Genomic DNA, 20,382 nt, shown 5'->3' with positions numbered 1-20,382 from the left:
CCCGCCAGCGAGACGAAGCACTGAGGTATAAATGGCATTCGGACAGCCCCGGATTGAATACAAGACCAACGCCCAAATGCGCATCATGCATGAGGCCGGCCTGGTCCTGAGCCGCGCGCTGGATGCCGCCGTGGCCGCCGCAGTCCCCGGTGCCACCACGGCCCAGCTGGACGCGGTATTCCGCGCAGTCCTGGACGAGGCGGGCGCCAAGTCCAACTTCCTCGGCTACCACGGGTTCCCGGCCACCATCTGCACCTCGGTCAACGAGGAAGTCGTCCACGGCATCCCGGGCAGCCGCGTGCTGAACGACGGCGACATCATCTCGATCGACGGCGGCGCCATTGTGGACGGCTGGCACTCCGACTCCGCCCGCACCGTGATTGTCGGGACCCCGGACCCGGAAGACGTCCGGTTGTCCGAAGTCACCGAGGAAGCCATGTGGCGTGGCATTGCCGCACTGGCCACCGGAAAGTTCGTGGGCGATATCGGGAACGCCGTGGACGACTACGTCTCTTCCGTCCCCGGCAAGCCGCTGGGCATCCTGGAGGACTACGTGGGCCACGGCATCGGGTCCGAAATGCACATGGCGCCTGACGTATTGAACTACCGCACCAGCCACCGCGGCCCCAAGATCCGCCCGGGACTGTGCCTTGCCATTGAGCCCATGCTGGTCCGCGGCAGCATTGAGACCGCCGTGCTCGAGGACGACTGGACCGTAGTCACCACCGACGGCAAGCGCTCCTGCCAGTGGGAGCACTCCGTCGCCGTGCATGAAAAGGGCATCTGGGTTCTTTCAGCGCCCGACGGCGGTGCGGAGCGGCTTGCGCCGCTGGGCGTGGTTCCGGTCCCGATCCCGTAGGCCCCCGGCACACGGCGACGCGACCGCAGCGACGCGCAAAGTTCCCTGCGACGCGCAAATTCACCTGCGACGGGCGAATTCACCAGCGACGCGCAAATTTCCCTGCGACGCAGAAAATCCCTGGCGCACCCGGAATTTCGGGTGCGCCAGGGATTTTGCGTATCGCAGGACTTTTTGCGCGTCGAGACCGCGCGTCCGGAAAGGTGCGTCAGCTCTTGAGCTTGGGCTTGACGTCCTTGGTGTAGATGCCCTCCAGCGTGGACTTCAGTGCGGTCATGGTGGCCTTCACGTCGCCCTGCTGGGTGAGGATCTTCGCCGCGGCCTTGGCCATCTCCTGGTCGGCACCCGGCAGGAACACCCGTGCGTTGTCCTGGACCTTGGTGGCCGCGAGCTGGTCCATGGCCGTCTTGATCTGCGGGGTCTTGGCCAGCACCGAGGTCATGTCGGCGGAGACCCGGGTGGGCATGTAGCCGGTGGCCGCTGAGAATTCCGCAGTGTTTTCCGGCTCGGTCATGAACTTCAGGAACGTGCCTGCTGCGAGCTGCACTTCCTTGCTCACGCCGCTGGGGATGCCCAGGCCTGCGCCGCCCGTGGGGCACACACCGCTTTCCACCTTGGGGCCGCCCGGCAAGAAGCCGACGCCCACGTTGAACTTGGCGGACTTCAGGACACCGAGCAGGGACCCGGTGGAGGAGATGGTGGAGGAAGTGATCCCGGCGGCGAAGTCGTCCGCCGCCTCCTTCGAGGAGACTCCGGCCCAGCCGTCCTTGTAGATGGAGTCCTGGGCCCACTGCAGTGCCTCGACGGATTCCGCCGAGTCGCAGTTGATGGTCCATTCATTGGACCAGCTGCCGCCCCAGCCCCAGAGGTTGTTCTGCAGGGTCCAGCCCGCGTAGCCCGCCAGTGCCGGGTAGATGTAGGCGTACTGCGCGCCCGAGCTGGCCTTCAGCTTCGGGGCCCATTCGGCGAACTCCTGCCAGGTCTTGGGCGCGCGGTCAGGCAGGCCGGCAGCCTTGAAGTGGTCCTTGTTGTAGTAGAAAAGCGGTGTGGAACGGCCGTAGGGGAGGGCCCACTGCTTGTCGTCGTACTGGTAGTCGGCCACGAGGGACTTCTGGAAATCGTCCACCTTGATGTCCAGCTGCTTGACCAGGCCGTCCAGGGGGATGATGTTGCCGTTGGTGAAGTAGCGGAACCACCAGACGTCCGAAAGCACCACAACGCCGGGCAGTGCCTCCTTGGCCGCCTGTGAGGTCTGAAACTTCTGGGCGATTTCCTCATAGTTGGCGCCTGCCGTCACCAGGTTCACCTTGATGTCCGGGAACTTGGCGTGGAATTTCGCGATGATGGACTTCTCCACGTCCTGGGACTTACCCGGGTGGCTGGTCCAGAAGTCGATCGAGGCGGCGGGCTTCACTCCGCTGAAGTCGATTTCGGCGGCTTCGCTCGCGGGGGTTGTTCCGCCGGTGGACGGGCCGCCGCAGGCTGCCAGCGCAGCGGCGCCGGCTCCTGCACCGGCAAGCCCCAGGAAATGCCTGCGGTCAAGATTCATACCCATTGTGGATCCTCTCAAGGTGATTGCTCATGCTGACTCGTTGTACGGGTTGGATGACAGGTGGTGCGGGGAAAGCTGTTGTTGACCGCCAAAGGGATGCGGCCTTGGCGGGGGATGCGCCCGGGACTGCGGCCCTAGCCGGTGACGCTGCCCTGGGTAAGGCCGGCCACGATGTAGCGCTGGAGTGCCGCGAACACCACCAGGATGGGGACGATCACCAGCACCGCGCCCGCCATGAGGATGCCCCAGCCGGAACCGTTGCCCTCGGAGTTCTGCAGCAGCGTGAGGCCCACAGGCAGCGTCATGGTTTCCGGGCGGTCCGTGATGATGAGCGGCCAGATGTAGTCGTTCCACTCGCTGACGACGGTGACCAGGGCAACCGTGGCGATTGAGGGGACGGACACCGGGACCACGATCCGCCAGAGCCGCCGCCAGTGGCCGGCGCCGTCGATTTCCGCGGATTCCAGGATGGATGCCGGCAGCGTCATGAAGTGCTGCCGCAGCAGGAAGGTGCCGAAGGCGGTTCCCAGGCCGGGCAGGATGATGCCCCAGAGGGTGTTCTTTCCACCCATCCCGGCGATGAGGATGTAGTTCGGCAGGATTGACACCTGCGGCGGGACCATCAGGGCCACGAGGATGAGCACGAAGATGGCGTTCTTGAACGGGAAGCGGACGAACACCAGGGCGTAGGCCGTGAGGATGGCCAGCAGCACCTTGATGGTGGCGCCCACCAGCGTGACGATGGTGCTGTTCAGGAAGAACTGTGCGAACGGCACCGTTGTCATGGCGATGTTGTAGTTCTCCAGGTTCACGCTTTCCGGGAGGATCTTCAGGTCCATGGTGATGATCTCGCCGGGCTGCTTGAACGAACTCAGGATCATCCAGAGCAGCGGCAGGAACACCACCAGGGTGGCCAGGATCAGCGGAATGTACCCGCCGGCAATCGTTTGGACAATGTTGGCGCGGGAGAATGGCCGGTGCGTGCTCATGAGTAGTGCACCTTCCGTTCGACGAACCGCAGCTGCAGCACGGTGATGATCAGCAGGATGGCGAAGAGCACCACCGAGATGGAGGCCGAATACCCGGCCCGGTTGAAGGCGCCGAACGCCTGGAGGTAGGCCTCGTAGATCAGCGTGCTGGTGCCGTTGCCCAGGGGCGTCATGATCCTGATCAGGTCGAACGCCTGCAGCGAGCTGAGCATGGTGGTGATCAGCAGGAAGAACGTGGTGGGGGAGAGCAGCGGGACGGACATGCTCAGGAAACGCCGGAACCCGTCGGCGCCGTCCAGGGAAGCGGCCTCCATCACGTCCTGCGGCAACGACTGGAGCCCCGCGAGGTACACCACCGCGCAGTACCCCAGGTTCTTCCAGACGTACACGATGATCACCATGACCAGCGACAGCTGCGGATCGTTGATCCATTGCGGGCTTTGCTGGCCCAGTCCCCGGAGCACCCAGGCGAGGACGCCGTACCCGGGGTCGAAGATGAACAGCCACACCAGGCCCACGCCCACGCCGCTGAGCACATACGGGGCAAACACTGCGGAACGGGCAAAGGTGGTGCCGCGGACCTTGGAGTTCAGAGCCAACGCAATCAGCAGCCCCAGCACCATCGATCCGCCCACGGTGACGAGGGTGAAGACAGCGGTGGTCCCGAGCACCTTGGCGGCATCGGCACTGGTGAAGAAGGTGACGTAGTTGTCCAGCCCCACCACGGTGGCCGACGCCGATCCCAGCGTCCAGTCCAGCGTGGAGTAGTAGATGTTGTTGATGAGCGGGAGGTACGTGAAGACCCCGATCAGCACAAGGTTGGGCAGTGCGAGGGCCAGGAAAACGAAGAAGTCCCGGCGGGTCCTGCCGGACCATTTCGGCCGGCGCCGCAGGGCCGGACCGGCTTCCGCGACGGCGGCGGGCCGGTCAGTCAGTTGTCGTGTCATTCGGTCTCTAACGGATCCGGGCCCGCGGATGGCAGGCCAATGGGCGTGGGGGTAGCTTCACTTCACCACAAGGTTGGTGGGCAGAATCCCGCACTAGCCCTCGTCAGAGGATTGTTAGTCAAGGCTTCCTTGCCCGTTAACGCCGTGTTGCTGGCAGTATTGCATAACGTTTGTTTTGGAGGCCGGAGTTGCTCCCGCGGGTCGCCGAACTTTTGGGAGCGGACACTCGCTTCCGCGCAGGCGCACAATGGAGCCATGGGAGCAATTACCGATGTCCCCGGAATCCGGGTTGGCCACACGCAGAAAATCACGTCAATAGAGGCGTCCGACGGCGGCGCGTCCGACGCCGGCTGGCTCACCGGGGTGACCGTGGTGCTGCCGCCGCCCGGCACCGTGGGTTCCGTTGACGTCCGCGGCGGAGGCCCGGGCACCCATGAGACGGATTCCCTGGACCCCACCACACTCTCGCAGCGCGTGGACGCCGTGGTGCTCACCGGCGGCAGCGCCTACGGGCTGGTGGCCGCGCACGGTGCCAAGCGCTGGTGCGAGGAAGACGGCCGCGGCTTGCCGGTGCCGGGCGGACTCGTGCCGATCGTTCCGGCCGCCGCCATCTTCGACCTCGGCCGCGGCGGTGACTTCACCGCCCGCCCTGACGAGGAGATGGGCTATGCGGCAACTGCCGCCGCTGCCGCCCAAAAGGACGGTCACGACGTCGAACGCGGCAACGTGGGGGCCGGCACAGGAGCCGTCCTCGGGCGGGGGAAATACAAAGGGGGAGTGGGCACAGCGTCCATCACCTTGGACAACGGGGTTGTGATCGGCGCGATCGCCGTGGTCAATGCCGTGGGGTTGCCCGTGGGTGTTCGTTCGGCGGCTGGCGATTTCGACAAGGTCAATCACCCCGATGCCGAAGCCCAGCCACTCAACACAACACTCGTCGTCGTCGCTACGAATGCCGTGCTGAACAAGGCCGAGTGCAAGCGGACCGCCTCCGCCTGCCATGCCGGACTGGCCCGGGCGCTGAATCCTTCCCATACCCTCGCGGACGGCGACACCGTGTTCGCGCTGGCGACGGGCGCCGTCGAACTTGACCGCAGCACCGACGCTGCCCGGACGTTCAGCCTCATCACGCTCCAGAGCGCGGCAGCCGACGTCGTGACCGAAGCCATCCTGGACGGGGTATCCCGGGCTGAAGGCGTCACAACCCCGGCGGGGGAATTTGCTGCGTACGGCCCGGTAGTGCGCTACCATGGTCCGATTTAACATTCCTGCCAAGATGGCGTAGTGTTGTCTGTTGGTTGTCTGCCCTGTTTGTGCCCTTTTGCGGTCGGAAGGCAGAAGCCAATCAATCAAAAACGTTCGCAGTCATGTCCGGTGCCAACCGGAAGGCTGTGACAACAACAGTTAGCGGAGGGTATGGCCAAGAAGGACGGGGTCATTGAGATCGAGGGCGTTGTGACTGAGGCGCTGCCTAACGCGATGTTTCGCGTTGAGCTCACCAACAAGCACATCGTTCTGGCGCACATCTCTGGAAAAATGCGCCAGCACTACATCAGGATTCTCCCTGAGGACCGGGTAGTGGTGGAGCTGAGCCCGTACGACCTGACACGTGGTCGTATCGTCTACCGCTACAAGTAAACACTGGGCGGCCAGAGCATTAGCCGAAGGCCGGGCCAGTAGACCAACTGCAACACGCAAAGGAACGCCATGAAGGTCAAGCCGAGCGTCAAGCAGATCTGCGAAAAGTGCAAAGTGATCCGCCGTAATGGCCGGGTCATGGTGATCTGCGAGAACCCGCGCCACAAGCAGCGCCAGGGCTAATTTCCTTCACGGGAAATCCTGGGTTGCTAACCCACGCAAGTAAATAAAGGCAGCACAAGCTGAACTGGGACATAAGCTCGAAAGAGCCCGGACAGCTAACCCCCGGTCGGAGGCTGGGGCCGCACTGAAAGTGCGGGTGTACTGCCTACGACCTCCGGTTTATACAAGGAGTACCGCCACTATGGCTCGTCTCGCTGGCGTAGACATTCCCCGCGAAAAGCGGCTGGAAATTGCGCTTACTTACATCTACGGCGTGGGCAAGACCCGTGCACACGAAACCCTGGCTGCTACCGGCATCAGCGCTGACGTTCGGGTCAAGGACCTGACCGACGCACAGCTGGTTGAGCTGCGTGACTACATTGAAGGCAACTACAAGGTTGAGGGTGACCTTCGCCGCGAAGTGGCCGCTGATATTCGCCGCAAGGTTGAAATCGGCAGCTACGAAGGCCTGCGTCACCGCAAGGGCCTGCCCGTACGCGGACAGCGTACGAAGACCAACGCACGTACCCGCAAGGGTCCGAAGCGTACCGTCGCCGGCAAGAAGAAGGCTCGTTAATCCCTGAGGGATTAACGCGTCTTCCCCAATAAACTTTCTGTAGGAGAAATAATGCCCCCGAAGACTCGTGGCGCGGTTCGCAAGCCGCGTAAGAAGGACAAGAAGAATATCGCGCTGGGCCAGGCGCACATCAAGAGCACCTTTAACAACACCATCGTTTCCATCACGGATCCGAACGGTGCTGTCATCTCCTGGGCTTCAGCCGGTGAGGTTGGCTTCAAGGGCTCACGTAAGTCCACCCCGTTCGCTGCCCAGATGGCTGCCGAAGCTGCTGCAAAGCGCGCCCAGGAGCACGGCCTGAAGAAGGTTGACGTGTTCGTCAAGGGACCGGGTTCGGGCCGCGAAACCGCAATCCGCTCGCTGCAGGCCGCCGGCCTGGAGGTTGGCTCCATTCAGGACGTCACCCCCGCCGCGCACAACGGCTGCCGCCCGCCGAAGCGCCGCCGCGTCTAAGACGTATTCAGCAGTTGGAGCTTGCCCGGACCTTCACGGGTCCGGGCAGGCCCAGCCGCGTTAAGTCTTCAGACCGAATTTCCACCACCTGTGTTGCGTCATATAGCGGATGCTCGCCGAAAGGAAACCTAAGTGCTCATTGCACAGCGCCCCACCCTCTCTGAAGAGGTCGTCTCCGAAAACCGCTCCCGTTTCATCATTGAACCGCTGGAGCCGGGCTTTGGATACACTCTCGGAAACTCCCTCCGCCGTACCCTGCTCTCCTCCATCCCGGGCGCTGCTGTAACCAGCATCCGGATCGATGGCGTGCTGCACGAGTTCACCACGGTTCCGGGTGTCAAGGAAGATGTCACCGAGATCATCCTGAACATCAAGAACCTGTCGGTTTCCTCCGAGCACGACGAGCCGGTTGTTGCTTACCTGCGCAAGCAGGGCCCGGGAGTCGTCACCGCCGCGGACATCGCTCCGCCGGCCGGCGTCGAATTCCACAACCCGGATCTGCACATTGCCACGCTGAACTCGAAGGGCAAGTTCGAACTCGAACTGACCATCGAGCGCGGCCGCGGCTACGTTTCGGCAGCTCAGAACAAGTCCGGCGACTCCGAGATCGGCCGCATCCCGGTCGACTCGATCTACTCGCCGGTGCTGAAGGTTACTTTCCGCGTGGAAGCCACCCGTGTTGAGCAGCGCACTGACTTCGACAAGCTGATTGTTGACGTCGAGACCAAGCAGGCCATCGCCCCGCGCGATGCCGTTGCTTCCGCAGGCACCACCTTGGTGGAACTGTTCGGTCTAGCCCGCGAGCTGAACACCGCAGCTGAAGGTATCGAGATTGGCCCGTCGCCGACTGACGCTGCCCTGGCAGCCGACATGGCCCTGCCGATCGAGGATCTGGACCTCACCGTCCGTTCCTACAACTGCCTCAAGCGTGAGGGCATCCACACCGTGGGTGAACTCGTTGCCCGCTCCGAGGCCGACCTGATGGACATCCGTAACTTCGGTGCGAAGTCCATCGACGAGGTCAAGGCCAAGCTGGTTGAACTGGGCCTGTCCCTCAAGGACTCGCCTCCCGGTTTCGACCTGGCAGCTCGCGCCGCAGCCATCGAAGAGGACGACGCCGCTTTCAGCGACGACGAGCTCTAACAAGCAGATCTTGGCCGGCTGGCTGGATGCACCACGTTGTGCGCAGCCCACCGGCTTCCATATGAGGAGAAACAATTATGCCTACCCCCACTAAGGGTCCGCGCCTCGGAGGCGGCCCGGCTCACGAGCGTCTTATGCTCGCGAACCTGGCAGCAGCACTGTTCGAGCACAAGCGGATCACCACCACGGTGACCAAGGCCAAGCGCCTGAAGCCGTACGCAGAGCGCCTGGTGACTTTCGCCAAGCGCGGCGACCTCGCTTCCCGCCGTCGTGTACTCGGCCTGATCAGCAACAAGGGCGTCGTCCACGAGCTGTTCACCGACATTGCACAGGCAGTGGAGAACCGCGATGGCGGCTACACCCGCATCACCAAGATCGGCAACCGCAAGGGCGACAACGCTCCCATGGCTGTCATCGAACTGGTTCTCGAGCCGGTTTCCGCAAAGCAGGCTGTAGTGGCTGAAGCTACTGCTGCTGCCAAGCGCGATGCAGACAAGGCTGCTCCGGCTGCCGAAGCTGTTGAGACTGAAGAGGCTGCTCCGGCTGCCGAAGCTGTTGAGACCGAAGCTGCTGAAGCCAAGTACGCCGGCTCGCACCCCGCCACGGCTGACAACGAAGCTCCCGAGGGCTTCCCCGTCAAGGGCAACGAGGACTCCATGAAGTTCCACGTTCCCGGCTCACGCTGGTACGACGCCACCACCGCTGAAGTATGGTTCGACTCTGCCGAGTCCGCCGCAGCAGCAGGCTTCGCACCTGCCGGTGGCGACGCTGCGCAGGCAGTCGAAGCTGAGTAATCAGGCTCTGACGCCGCAGTAGACTTATGTCTATGAACCACCAAAAACCCGCTGCCCCCGTTTTGGGGGGCGGCGGGTTTTTGCGTATCCGTTTGGATTTGGCGTACGACGGCGGCCCCTTCAGCGGGTGGGCAGTGCAGCCCGGCCTGCTGACCGTCCAGGGGGTGTTGGAGGATGCCCTGGCCCTCCTGGTCCGGCGCAAGGTGCGGGTGACAGTGGCCGGCCGCACCGACGCCGGTGTGCACGCCCGCGGCCAGGTGGTCCACCTGGACCTCACCGAAGGTGAGTGGCAGGGCCTGAACCGCGGCGTTGAGCTGGATCCCGCCGTCGCCCTCCTGCGGCGCCTTCGCGGGGCACTGAGCAGGGGCCTTGGCGACCTCACCGGCGCCATCGAGGTGCACAGCGTCACCCTGGCTCCCGAGGGGTTCGACGCACGGTTCTCGGCGCTGTGGCGCCGGTACAGCTACCGCATCGCCGACGGCCCGGCGCTGTGGGACCCGCTGGGCAGGTACTCCACCCTCTGGCACAAGGAGCAACTCGACGTGTCGCTGTTGAACGAGGGCGCGTCCAAGCTCCTGGGGCTGCAGAACTTCCGTTCCTACTGCAAGCCCCGGGAAGGATCCACCACCATCCGTGAACTGCAGCGGTTCGAATTCGCGCGGGGGAGCGACGGCGTCATAGTCGCCACCGTGCAGGCTGACGCGTTCTGCCACAACATGGTGCGGGCGCTGGTGGGGTCGGCCCTGTACGTCGGTTCAGGTGCAGAGAAACCGGAGTGGCTTTATGAGCGGCTGCTTGAGCAGAAACGCGATGCAAAGTCCGTGCTGTCCGCCCCGCACCCCCTGGTGCTCGAAGAAGTGGCCTATCCCTCGGACAGCGAACTGCTGGCCCGGGCCGAACTGACCAGGGCGCTCCGGAAGTAGTCCGGCCGCTAGTAGGCCGGGGAAGGATCTTCCGCCGGCAGGACAACAGTGAAACTGCTGCCCTCGCCAGGCCGGCTGGTGCACGTAATCGAGCCGTGGTGCAGATCCACGATGGCCTTCGTGATGGATAGCCCCAGTCCGACGCCGGGGATGCCGGACTGCAGGACTTCGCGGCTGCGGAAGAACCTGTTGAACACCTGCGCCGCATCGGCCGAAGTCATGCCCATCCCGGTGTCGTCCACGCGCAGGTACACCTGCTCGGCTTCTGCCCGGGCCGTGACCCGGACCGTCCCGCCGTCGGGGGAGTATTTGATGGCGTTGGATAGGAGGTTGTCCAGGACCTGGCCGAGCCGGAGCGGGTCCACCTGCGCCCACAAAGGTACCGGCACGTCGGCGAGCAGTGACACCTTTGCGGCAGCGGCATGTTCCTGCGCCGAGCCAACGCAGAAATCCACCAGCCCGGACAAATCGGTCCTTCGCGGATGCACCGGCAGCGACGCTGAGGCCGACAGCAGCAAATCCGACACGAGGGTGAGGAGCCGTTCCGTATTGCGCTGGGCCACCTCCAGCCGTTGAGCGGCCAGGGGCGGGAGCCCGTGTTCGCCGTCGAGCACCAGGTCGAGGTTCCCGATCACGGAATTCAGCGGAGTGCGCAGTTCATGGGTCACGTTGGACAGGAAGTCATCCTTCGCCGCCATCGCCTCCACCAGGCCGGTCACGTCATTGAACACCACCACGGCGCCGTTGAATTCGCCGTCGTCATTCCGGAGCGATCTGGCCGCCGTCGAAATGGCCCGGCGCTGCGGGCCCTCGCCGAACCAGACCAGGTAATCAGCAAAAGACTCACCCTGGGTAGCCCGGTAAACGGGACGTTTATCCGGGGCCAATGGTGATTTTCCGTCCTGGCTGAAGAGTGTCAGTTGCTCCTCAATTCTTGACACCGCTAATGCACCCGGAAGACCTTCCGGGGACGCCGCGGCTTCCAGCTGGGATTGCCGGACATTTGTCAGCAGGCGGTCACCGTTGGCATTCACGGCAACAATGCCGACGTCGACCGTTTCCAGGATTGTGTCCAGCAGCTTTTCGCGCTCTTTGCTCTCTTCAAAGAGCGCGCGCATTTCACGGTCCGTGGCCTCCAAAACGCGCTGCTGGAGCCTCAGGTTCACGCTGGCGAAACGGATGGCAATGGACACCGTGAGCATCATGAGCGGCAATAGCAGGGCCGATGTCACATCGGCTACTGAAACGCCCGGCAGCCGGGAGAACAGGGGAGGCAGGGAGATCAACAGGGGGCCGCAGAAGCTCAGGAAAAGGCTGCTCCGGGCAGGCAGCGAAGAGGCGGACACCCAGATCACCGGGAAAATCGCCAGGACACCGAGGCCCGGAACGCCTGGCGGCACACCGATGCGAGTCAGCCAGATGGCGATGAAATCAAACATGGGAATGAAGAGCGGAACGTACGGACCGAACTTTTCCCAAGGCAGCAGGACGCACGCCAGGAAAAGGAGGGCGTGCATCCCCAAGGACATCAGGAAGACTCCGTTGCCGAATACGCCGGGCCACGCAAAGTAGGCCGCAATAGCCACGGCAAAGACCACAAAGGAAAGCGGCAACTGACACAGGATCACCTGGGTACGAGGCCCCAGGGCACGGAAGAAGCGGTCGGCGCTGGGAGCCAGCGATGTCTCAGCCACGCAGGTGCGCCCTGGTCCCCGCCCTGAGCAAACCTCCGCCGGACCATCCACCGTGGCCGGGCGAATGCAGGTGACGAGTGGTGGCGAACATGGGCCCGGCCCTTTCTTGGACGTCATTGTTTACTGTGAAGTCATGCTAATTGACATTCATACTTCTGCCACGGAAAAAGAACCGCCAATAAGCGAGATTTCTTGTAGCGTAGTCCCTTGGGGGGTGTAACAGGCATTTGCGATGGGCAGGTGCCTGCATGGGGTCTGGGGATTTATGGGGTTGACCATGAGCGATCTGGGAGTAGCTGTGGTTGTCGAGGACGACAAGGACATACGTAACTTGTTGGAATCGGTCTTCCTTCAAGCGGGGTTTGAGGTGCACACAGCCTCGGACGGCCGCGAAGGCGTGGAATTGGTTCGACATCAAAAGGCGAATATTGTCACGTTGGATGTGGGGCTGCCAGACATCGACGGCTATGAAGTGCTGCGACGTATCCGGCAGTTCAGTGATGCCTACGTGGTGATGCTGACCGGCCGGAGCGAAGAGCCCGACATGTTGACCGGCCTGCACTCGGGCGCGGATGACTACATCACCAAGCCATTCCGTCCGTTGGAGCTCCGAGCGAGGGTGGCGGCCATGATGCGGCGGCCGCGGTACGGCGACGCACAACGGCAGGACGGTCTACGACAGGACGCACAACCGCAGGCGGCACCGGCGAAACCGGCACCGCATGCCCAACCCGGCACTGTGCACGGAACCGGACCCAGGGATGTCCTGGAGCACCGGGACCTCAGGCTCAGCCCCCGGACACGGTCTGCCGAACTGGCCGGCAAGGAACTGGAGCTGACGCGCAGCGAGTTTGTCCTCCTGGAGGAACTCCTGCGGGCCGGCGGCGGTGTGTGCACGCGGGCCGATCTGGTGAAGGTGGTCCGCGGGGACTACTACCAGGACGACACGTACATCAGCGAGGCTGACGAGCGTGCCGTGGAAGTCCACATCGGGAACCTCCGGAAGAAACTCCACGAGGACGCCCATACCCCGCAATTGCTGCAGACCGTGCGGGGCGTGGGGTACCGGCTGGGAGCCGGCAAGCTCTAGCCCGGCAGCCTACCGGGGGACCGGCGGCTACCAACGGCCCGGCAGCTACTCGGCCGAGTGGCCTGCCGGGAGGTAGCTTTGGCGAAGCTGGGCAACGGTTTCGTGGCCAAGGTCTGCGATGAGGGCCAGCATTGACTTGCCCTTGTCCCAGCACCCTGAGCGGATGATGGCCTCGACGTCTTCGGCCAGGCGGGCCAGCCGAAGGCCTCCCACCATCGCGGAGCCGATCTTTAGGCTGATCGCGGCGTCGAGGGCATTGGTGCGGTCCTGGCCGGAGATCGCGTTCGTCAGGTTCAGATAGCGCTGGTCCCAGATCTCGATGTAGTCAAGGGCAAACTTCCTTGCCACGGCAGGCTGGGCCAGCTGGCTTTCGAGGTCCTGCAGCACCAGGAGGTCCACGAGCGGGATTTCCTCAAAAGCCAGGCTGGCGTCAGTGCCCGGGGCAGCCGAGGCCGAGTAAAGGGTGCAGATGTGGTCCGCACCTTCGTCTTCGGTACAGCTGCCTGAAATGGACATATGACAACGCTACTTCCTGAATCTGTCAATTCGCTCGACCTAGGCAGATATTGTGCAAACCTTGAGTCTCTTGGGGTAACAGGCGGTGACTGGTGCCACTTTGGGCACCCTATTGACCACTGAATGTGACAACGGTGTTGATGACGGCGGGGCCCAAAATTGCGATGAACAGGACCGGAAAGATGAAGAACAGCAGCGGGAACAGGATCATCACCGGCAGTTTCATCGCTTTTTCCTCGGCGCGTTGCCGTCGCTTCACCCTCATGACCTTCGCCTGAATCCGCAGGACGCGGCTGATGGCGATGCCGTAGGTGTCAGCCTGGACGATCGCCTGGACGAAGCTGCGCAACTCGGGGAGGTTGGTCCGCTCAGCCAGTGCGATGTAGGACTCCCGCCGGCTGCGTCCCACCTGCATGTCCTGCAGCGTGCGGATGATTTCCTCGGCCAGCGGTCCCTTGCCGTTTTCTCCTGCCCGGGCCATGGCGCCCTCGAAGCCGAGGCCGGCTTCCACGGAGATCAGCATCTGGTCCAGGGTGTTGGCGAGTTCCAGCTGCATGGCCTTCTGGCGCTCCATGCCCTTGCTGTAGAGGAGCAGGTCCGGGATGAAGTAGCCCAGGAAGAGGAGAAACAGGCCAACGAGTTTGATCATCGGTTTGGGACTGCTCATGCTGATGAGGATGAAGAGGGAGGCCCCCACGAGTCCGAGGACGGGCTTTGCTGCGAGGATGCGCCCCAGAGGCCAGGCAGCGGGCCGGCCGGCAAGGGAGAGCAGACGGTCGAGTTTGCGGACATAGGCGGCGGGTGTCAGGCCATAGCCGATCCTGTCGAGCAGCCGGCCCTGGGTCTTTTCCGGGACGTCGGCGGCCCTCCTGCCGCGGTTGAGGATAGCTACTGTTGCGGTCCGGGACTTGCGGTCCACGGACAGGACGGACCACGTCAAGTAGCCGACGGGGAGGCAGACCAGGAGGAGCGAGGAGAGCACCACGGGGTTCATGTGCACCTCAGAATTTCAGATCGATGATTTTGCGCATCCACAGGCTGCCGATGGTCATGAGAACCACGGACCCGGCGATCATTGCCCAGCCCAGCGGATGGGTGAACATCGCATCCATGTAGCCGGGGTTCACCGCCATCAGCATCAGCACGATGCCGATGGGCATGGCAATCAGGATGTAGGCGGAGAACTTGCCCTCCGCAGCGAGGGCTTTGATATGGCCCTTGATCTCGGACCTTTCCCGGATCGTTTCATTGACCTGATCCAGGACCTCGGCCAGGTTACCGCCCACTTCGCGGTTGATCTGGATGGCCTGCGCGATCCAAACGAAGTCCTCGTTCTTCATGCGTTCCGAGGTGTCCGTCAGGGAGGCCAGCAGATCGCGGCCCAAGCTGGTCTCGGTGATAACCCGGCGCATCTCTTCCGAGGTGGGGCTTTGGGACTCGGCAGCTGCGGCATCGATGGCGCGGAGGATGCTGTGGCCGGCCCGCAGCCCGCCGGCGAGGAGCTGGAGGGTGTCGCCGAGCTGCTGGTCGAACTTTGTCCGCCGCTTTCCGGCCAGGAAGCCGAGCACCAGGTGACCCACGAAGGGGGCGAGGATGATGAGCAGGACGGACAGGGCGGGCACACCGATCACCAGGCCCACCAGGGCGCCCACAATTGCACCGGCGATCACCAGGACAATGAATTCGGCCTGGCTGAGCCGGACCCCGGCCGTTTCCAGTGCCTCCCGGTTGTAGAGGCGGACATTCCGGGAGGCCAGGAACCGGTCCAGGGCGCCGACGGTGATGTTTGCCAGGCGTGTCAGCCGTGAGGGCGGATCAAAGGCGAACGGCCGGCGCCGGCTGAGCGCGATCTCCGGAGCACCGGGTATCAGTATTGCCACACCCAGCAGCAGCGGTGCGAGGAACAGGAGCGCGGCTCCAAGGGTCATCAGCACGGCGCCCCCTAGGCCATTCCGTGGCCGGAGGGGGCCGCGTGGCCGCCGTGCCGGCCAGGGCCGGCGGGCCCGCTCTGCCCGGCAGGCCCGCCAGTTCCGGGACCCGCGGGCGTGGCGAAAACGGCGGGCGAGACATGGATTCCGAGGTCCTCGAAGCGGTCGATGAAGCGCGGGCGGATGCCCGTAGCAACCGGTCGTCCGAGGAAGCGGCCCTGGGCGTCGACGCCGGCCGAGTAGTCGAAAACGAAGGCGTCTTGCAGGGTCACGATGTCGCCTTCCATGCCCTGCACCTCGGTCACGTGGGTGATGCGGCGGCTGCCGTCCCGCAGACGTGAAATCTGGACGATCAGGTTCACGGCCGAGGCTATCTGTTCCCGGATGGCCCGCAGCGGCAGGTCCATGCCAGCCATCAGCACCAGGGTTTCCAGGCGCGCCACGGCGTCACGCGGGGAATTGGAGTGCACGGTGGACAGGGAACCGTCGTGGCCGGTGTTCATGGCCTGGAGCATGTCCAGCGACTCGCCGCCGCGGACCTCACCCACCACGATGCGGTCCGGGCGCATACGGAGCGAGTTCCTCAGCAGTTCGCGGATGGTCACTTCGCCCTTGCCCTCGGTGTTGGGCGGACGGCTTTCCAACCGGACCACATGTTCCTGCTGGATCTGCAGCTCCACGGCGTCCTCGATGGTGACGATCCGTTCGTCCGAGGGCAGGAACGACGAGAGCACGTTCAACAGCGTGGTTTTCCCCGTGCCCGTTCCGCCCGAGACGATGATGTTGAGCTTGGCCTTGACGCAGGCATTGAGGAGCTCCGCCATTTCCGGCGTCAAGGTTCCGTAGTCGATCAGGTTCCGGACAGTGAGAGGCACCTTGCTGAACTTTCGGATGGTCAGCGACGATCCGCCCACGGCCAGCGGCGGGATCACCGCGTTGACGCGGGAGCCGTCCTCCAGCCGGGCATCCACCAGCGGTGAGGACTCGTCAATGCGGCGGCCCACCTTGGACACGATGCGCTCGATCACCTTCCGCAGGTGTTCTTCCGAGCTGAAGCGGGAATCGGCCAGCGTGAGGTGACCCTTGCGTTCCACATAGATCTGGTCCATCCGGTTGACCATGATTTCAGTGACGGCGGGGTCGTCCAGCAGCCGCTGCAGGGGGCCGTAGCCCAGCACGTCGTCGGCAACGTCCTGTACCAAGCGCGTCCGTTCCTCGGAGGAGAGCGGCACCTGTTCGGCGTCGATGATGCGGGTGAGCTCCTCACGCGCAGACGTCCGGAGCTCCAGTTCGGTGATGGCCGAGTCGTTGAAGCGGGCACCCATGCGCTCGAACAGAGCCGTGGCCGCCCTCTCCTTCAGCGCGGCGAAGGCGTCCACGGGCTGCTGGGCTTTCGGTTTCGCCTCTTCCGCATGGTCCGTCCCGGCGGAAGGTACGACGACGGCGGCAGCCGGTGCCGCCGTCGTCGTCCGTTTGTCCGTCCGCACCGGTGCCCACGGTTCCGGTGGCGGGGCCGGCAGTTCCGGGCGTTCCCGCTCCAGCGTTGCGGTGGCGGTGCGGGAGGATGGCGACGACGCGGAAGCGGCCTGGGTGAGTGACGGCGCCTGCGACTTCGCTTGTACCGCACTGATGCGTTCTGAAAGTTTCATCTAGACCACTACCCTTCGGTGCAGTTTGCGTTGGGATTTGGCCCGCCAGGCGGGGTTGAAGCGGTCGACGAGCTGGTTCAGGCTCTTGGTTGCCGGGTCCTTGGCCGATTCCTGGAGGACGGGGATGCCGCGGTTGGTGGAAAGGGCGACGGCGCGGGAGCGCGGAATGCTGACGTCGACGGGCGCGCCGATGGTCGATTCGAGGTCCTGGACGGTCAGGCCCAGCTTGGAATCGGCCATGTTCAGCACCACGTGCCGGGTCTCAGGGAGGATCTCCAGCTGGCGCAGCACGTCCAGGCCCGAACGCAGGCCGCGGACGCTGGGAATGTCCATCCCGCTCACCCACACCACATCCGTGCACTGCTCCATGGCGGCCAGCCCGATTTCGGGAAGGCCCGGGGCTGTGTCCACCACAACGTACTGGAACTGCTCGGATAACTGTTCCAGCAGCCGGCTCACCTGTTCCGGGGTGATCTCGTCCGCATCGACGGGCGTAGGCGGAGCGCACACGGCGTAGATGCCGCCGGGGTGGACCGTCAGGAAAGCCTTCAGGACCAGTGAGTCCTGGCTCGCCGCGGGGGACACCGCGTCCGTGACCGTGTGCTGCGGGTCGAGGTAGAGCCCTGAGGCGACGTCGCCGAACTGCAGGTCCAGGTCCACGATCACCACACTCATCGGGGCGATCTTGCCCAGGCCGATGGCGATGTTGGTAGCGATGGTGGTTTTGCCCACCCCGCCCTTGGGGGAGAAGACGCCGATGACAAGGCCTTTGTTGGATTCCGTCATTGGCGGGACGGCCTGAACCCGGTACCTGCTGGCGAACGATTGGTTGGCGCGTTCCAGGAGGACCCGGATCTGGGCGGGATCGGAGCCGGGGGAGAGGATGTCCCTGATGCCGGCGCGCATTGCCTGCAGGATGAAGTCCGGGTCCGGTTCGGCGGCGAGGATGACGCTGAGTTCCGGGAACCGGACGTTCATCACCGTTGCAAACCGGAGGGCTTCATCCACGGGGACGTCGGGTCCCAGGATGAGCACTTCGGGCAGTTCCTGGTTGAGGGCTGCAAACAGGTCGTTGGGATCGGCGGGCAGCAGGCTAGTGAAGAAGGTCTGCACGCCGCCTTGGAGACCGCCGGCAACGGCCTGGCGGAGGCGGCCGTCGAAATCGGCGTCCGGAGTGATGAGTGTGAAGCGGCTCATTTGTAGACGTCCGGCCGGATCATGATGCGCGGGCCGTTGTCCTCGGCGTCGAGCGGCTCGCGGCTGAGCCAGATGGACGAGAAATCGGTCATTTCCGAGGCGAAAACGATCTTTGCCGCGTTGATGTCGTTGACCGCCACGGTGATCATCAGCGAGCCGGTCGGAAGGTTCACGTCGCGAGGATTGGGTTCGGCACCGGCGCTCGCCGACGGTGCCGGGTTTGCGGCTGCTCCCTCGGGCGCACGCTGCACGGCGGTGACCAGGACCTTATGGATGGACAGCTGGGTAGTTTCCTTGTCGGCTTTCGACTCGATGCCGCCGGAGCGCATGGTGATGAAGATGCCCACGTGGTCGCCGGGCTGGAGGCGCCCGCCCACCACACGCTGCGGCTCCAGCTGGAAGGAGACTTCCTGGAGACCGGCCGGTACCTTGACCGAACCGGAGGTCTGGAGGTCTTCGGGGTCGACGAGCTTCTCCGCCAGCAACTGTTCGCCCGGGACGAGGTCAGCGGCGGCTACCTTTCCGTCGGAATCGTCCAGGGTTTCCAGAGCGGATTTTGCGACGGCGGTGCCCGGCACCTGCTCGAGGGCCACGGAGGCTTTCACTGTGTCCACGGTTGCGCCGGCGGGGATGGCCTTGGTGACCACGAGAACGCCCACCGGGTCCAGGTCCTTGACGGCGCGCTGGTCAGCACCCTGGGCGTACGTGACGACGAGGACTGCCCCGACGATGGCTAGGAGGACTGCCACCACTCCTGCCAACAAACGTGACTTCACTGACTGCTCCTGTGCTTATGGAAATGCGGGGTGGACGAAACTATTTGCTGAAGGCAACGACGGTCGCGCCGTCGGGGTTGACGGGGCCGAGCGTGTAGCCGTCGGCCAGGGAAACATACTTGACGAAGGTTCCGATGATGCCGCGGCACGGTTCCTTGCACTCAAGGTTGGCGGGGACGTCAGGGGTCCGGTTGCGAAAGGTGTACGGAAGGCCCGAGCTGCCAACTTTCCATCCGGCAACTTTGAACGCGGCGAAAGTGGTCAGTCCGTAGATAGCGTTGGTACCGGTTCCGGTGACGGAATTGAAGATCGGCAGCAACACGAAGACGTCTTTGTTGGCGGTCATGTCCGCCGCCCAGCCGTTCAACGTGGCCTCGCAATTTGGCGGCGCATTGTTGCCGGTATCTCCTCCGGCGGTGCTCTTGGCGATGTCGATGAAGGCGCCGCACTGGCCGGTATCTTGTTTGAGGCCACCGAAACCACCCTCAACGAAGGCGCCCGATGGACCGTAATTGCAGTCGATGTTGGCGTTTTTTCCATGCAACTGGAGTAGCTGCATGATGTTCGTGCTGTTGCGAACCTGGCAGATGGACACGGTGATCGGAAAGGGTGTGGTGCCCTTCTCGGGGCTGCCCCACACCACTGTTGAAGGGGCATTGACTTCGGCGGAGTCCATGCCCAGCACACGGGCGAAGAAGAGCGAAACTTCGTTGGGAGATTTGCCGGCTTCCTGCGCTCCGGCTGTGACTGTGACGGTGCGATTGGTCGCACTGAGCGCTATGGATTTGATGTGGCTGAGGCCGTCGTTGGCGTTGCTGTTGGTGAGGGTCGCTGCCAGGGTTGACGTAGCGGAGCAGTCGGGATCAGTGGCGCTCTTCGCGCATTTTTGGGCGATGGCCAGCGCTGCCGCGTCGGCACCGTTGCGAAGCTGCGTCCGCTCGGCGTAGAGCATTCCGACGTCTACGGCGATCGCTCCGAAGCCTAGAAGCACCACCAACAAAATGGCGACCAGGACGCTCACGGCGCCGCGTTCGCCGTCGTGGTTGTTGTTCTGTTGTCCGTTCCGGGGGGTCAGCCTCCGCATAGCATGGCTCCCTTACCGGTCATGGGAAACGGGCCGGCGATGCCGGTCATGGTGGAGAGGTTGTAGCTGATGGTGACGGTGATGCGGTTACCCGGTGCGCAACTTGTGGTGCCGGTGTCGAGATTCTTGAAGACGATGTTCGTGTCCTTCAGCCCGGGCTGAAGCGATACCGCAGTATCCCTCGCAGCCTTGTTGGCATCAGAGATTTTGTTGGAGATGGCCATGACGCGCACGCCTTCGCGGGCGGCGGCGGAGAGAGAAGCCTGGGCGTTGTAGGCCCGGCTGAACTCCATGATGCCTAGGAGCAGCATGACGAGGACAGGCGCCAGGATCGCAAATTCGACCGCAACGGCTCCGCGCTCGGATGCCCTGGACATGGTGGTGCCTTTCCGTTCAGGCCAATGGGGTGGT

Annotated in this window: 22 protein-coding genes; 10 read left to right on the top strand and 12 right to left on the bottom strand. The window is 63.8% G+C overall.

Annotated elements, in window-relative coordinates:
* The first annotated feature begins 31 nt into the window (after positions 1-31).
* Positions 32-859, top strand: a complete 828-nt coding sequence (gene map, locus ASF98_RS02805) for a type I methionyl aminopeptidase (protein ID WP_055797120.1) — start codon at positions 32-34, stop codon at positions 857-859.
* Between the two features lie 208 nt (positions 860-1,067).
* On the opposite strand, the gene ASF98_RS02800 is transcribed toward map, so the two are convergent.
* From ASF98_RS02800 to ASF98_RS02790, 3 genes are all read right to left on the bottom strand, one after another.
* Positions 1,068-2,414, bottom strand: coding sequence for an ABC transporter substrate-binding protein (locus ASF98_RS02800; protein WP_055797118.1), 1,347 nt, complete (start codon positions 2,412-2,414; stop codon positions 1,068-1,070).
* 131 nt (positions 2,415-2,545) lie between these two features.
* Positions 2,546-3,400: a carbohydrate ABC transporter permease gene (locus tag ASF98_RS02795; RefSeq protein WP_055797115.1), complete on the bottom strand. Its 855-nt coding sequence runs from the start codon at positions 3,398-3,400 to the stop codon at positions 2,546-2,548.
* Positions 3,397-4,347 carry a carbohydrate ABC transporter permease gene (locus ASF98_RS02790; protein WP_200939282.1) on the bottom strand — a complete coding sequence of 317 codons (951 nt, stop codon included), beginning with the start codon at positions 4,345-4,347 and terminating at the stop codon, positions 3,397-3,399. The genes ASF98_RS02795 and ASF98_RS02790 overlap by 4 nt, the downstream gene beginning before the upstream one ends.
* A gap of 255 nt (positions 4,348-4,602) precedes the next feature.
* Between ASF98_RS02790 and ASF98_RS02785 the strand changes: the two genes are divergently transcribed.
* The 8 genes from ASF98_RS02785 to truA all read left to right on the top strand — a co-directional run bounded on the left by ASF98_RS02785 (position 4,603) and on the right by truA (position 10,037).
* Positions 4,603-5,610, top strand: coding sequence for a P1 family peptidase (locus ASF98_RS02785; RefSeq protein ID WP_055797112.1), 1,008 nt, complete (start codon positions 4,603-4,605; stop codon positions 5,608-5,610).
* 153 nt (positions 5,611-5,763) lie between these two features.
* On the top strand, positions 5,764-5,985 hold the full coding sequence (infA, locus tag ASF98_RS02780; protein WP_009358723.1) for a translation initiation factor IF-1: 222 nt from the start codon (positions 5,764-5,766) through the stop codon (positions 5,983-5,985).
* Between the two features lie 69 nt (positions 5,986-6,054).
* A complete protein-coding gene (gene rpmJ, locus ASF98_RS02775; protein ID WP_009358722.1) occupies positions 6,055-6,168 on the top strand; it encodes a 50S ribosomal protein L36 in 114 nt (37 codons plus the stop codon).
* Positions 6,169-6,349: 181 nt separating this feature from the next.
* Positions 6,350-6,724 carry a 30S ribosomal protein S13 gene (gene rpsM, locus ASF98_RS02770; protein WP_003803743.1) on the top strand — a complete coding sequence of 125 codons (375 nt, stop codon included), beginning with the start codon at positions 6,350-6,352 and terminating at the stop codon, positions 6,722-6,724.
* 51 nt (positions 6,725-6,775) lie between these two features.
* Positions 6,776-7,177, top strand: coding sequence for a 30S ribosomal protein S11 (gene rpsK, locus ASF98_RS02765; protein WP_011692779.1), 402 nt, complete (start codon positions 6,776-6,778; stop codon positions 7,175-7,177).
* Positions 7,178-7,309: 132 nt separating this feature from the next.
* Positions 7,310-8,320 (top strand): DNA-directed RNA polymerase subunit alpha, encoded by a 1,011-nt coding sequence (locus ASF98_RS02760; RefSeq protein ID WP_011692778.1) that lies wholly within the window; start codon positions 7,310-7,312, stop codon positions 8,318-8,320.
* A 77-nt stretch (positions 8,321-8,397) separates the two neighbouring features.
* Positions 8,398-9,114 (top strand): 50S ribosomal protein L17, sunset domain variant, encoded by a 717-nt coding sequence (gene rplQ / locus ASF98_RS02755; protein ID WP_055797109.1) that lies wholly within the window; start codon positions 8,398-8,400, stop codon positions 9,112-9,114.
* Positions 9,115-9,146: 32 nt separating this feature from the next.
* Complete coding sequence (gene truA, locus ASF98_RS02750) at positions 9,147-10,037, top strand: tRNA pseudouridine(38-40) synthase TruA (RefSeq protein ID WP_200939281.1); 891 nt, start codon at positions 9,147-9,149, stop codon at positions 10,035-10,037.
* A gap of 8 nt (positions 10,038-10,045) precedes the next feature.
* On the opposite strand, the gene ASF98_RS02745 is transcribed toward truA, so the two are convergent.
* Entirely contained in the window at positions 10,046-11,731 is a 1,686-nt protein-coding gene (locus tag ASF98_RS02745) for a sensor histidine kinase (protein ID WP_235505578.1), read from the bottom strand.
* Positions 11,732-12,008: 277 nt separating this feature from the next.
* Between ASF98_RS02745 and ASF98_RS02740 the strand changes: the two genes are divergently transcribed.
* The gene (locus tag ASF98_RS02740) at positions 12,009-12,821 is read left to right on the top strand and encodes a response regulator transcription factor (RefSeq protein WP_055797315.1); all 813 of its coding nucleotides are present in this window, start codon (positions 12,009-12,011) and stop codon (positions 12,819-12,821) included.
* Positions 12,822-12,866: 45 nt separating this feature from the next.
* Here ASF98_RS02740 and ASF98_RS02735 read toward each other — a convergent pair whose 3' ends face one another.
* The 8 genes from ASF98_RS02735 to ASF98_RS02700 form a co-directional block, all read right to left on the bottom strand.
* Complete coding sequence (locus tag ASF98_RS02735) at positions 12,867-13,337, bottom strand: hypothetical protein (protein WP_055797103.1); 471 nt, start codon at positions 13,335-13,337, stop codon at positions 12,867-12,869.
* A 109-nt stretch (positions 13,338-13,446) separates the two neighbouring features.
* The gene (locus ASF98_RS02730) at positions 13,447-14,331 is read right to left on the bottom strand and encodes a type II secretion system F family protein (protein ID WP_055797313.1); all 885 of its coding nucleotides are present in this window, start codon (positions 14,329-14,331) and stop codon (positions 13,447-13,449) included.
* A 7-nt stretch (positions 14,332-14,338) separates the two neighbouring features.
* Positions 14,339-15,271: a type II secretion system F family protein gene (locus ASF98_RS02725; protein ID WP_055797100.1), complete on the bottom strand. Its 933-nt coding sequence runs from the start codon at positions 15,269-15,271 to the stop codon at positions 14,339-14,341.
* Positions 15,272-15,279: 8 nt separating this feature from the next.
* On the bottom strand, positions 15,280-16,914 hold the full coding sequence (locus ASF98_RS02720; protein ID WP_235505577.1) for a CpaF family protein: 1,635 nt from the start codon (positions 16,912-16,914) through the stop codon (positions 15,280-15,282).
* Positions 16,915-18,111 (bottom strand): AAA family ATPase, encoded by a 1,197-nt coding sequence (locus ASF98_RS02715; RefSeq protein WP_055797096.1) that lies wholly within the window; start codon positions 18,109-18,111, stop codon positions 16,915-16,917. It lies immediately after the preceding gene.
* A complete protein-coding gene (gene cpaB / locus ASF98_RS02710; protein WP_055797094.1) occupies positions 18,108-18,887 on the bottom strand; it encodes a Flp pilus assembly protein CpaB in 780 nt (259 codons plus the stop codon). Before cpaB ends, ASF98_RS02715 begins: the two co-directional genes overlap by 4 nt.
* Positions 18,888-18,927: 40 nt before the next feature.
* Positions 18,928-19,971 carry a pilus assembly protein TadG-related protein gene (locus tag ASF98_RS02705; RefSeq protein WP_055797091.1) on the bottom strand — a complete coding sequence of 348 codons (1,044 nt, stop codon included), beginning with the start codon at positions 19,969-19,971 and terminating at the stop codon, positions 18,928-18,930.
* Positions 19,959-20,348: a TadE/TadG family type IV pilus assembly protein gene (locus ASF98_RS02700; protein WP_055797088.1), complete on the bottom strand. Its 390-nt coding sequence runs from the start codon at positions 20,346-20,348 to the stop codon at positions 19,959-19,961. Before ASF98_RS02700 ends, ASF98_RS02705 begins: the two co-directional genes overlap by 13 nt.
* Between the last annotated feature and the right edge of the window lie 34 nt (positions 20,349-20,382).

Origin of the sequence: Arthrobacter sp. Leaf337 (genome assembly GCF_001423745.1) — a bacterium.
Lineage (GTDB): Bacteria > Actinomycetota > Actinomycetes > Actinomycetales > Micrococcaceae > Arthrobacter.
This window is presented reverse-complemented; position numbering and strand designations above follow the sequence as displayed.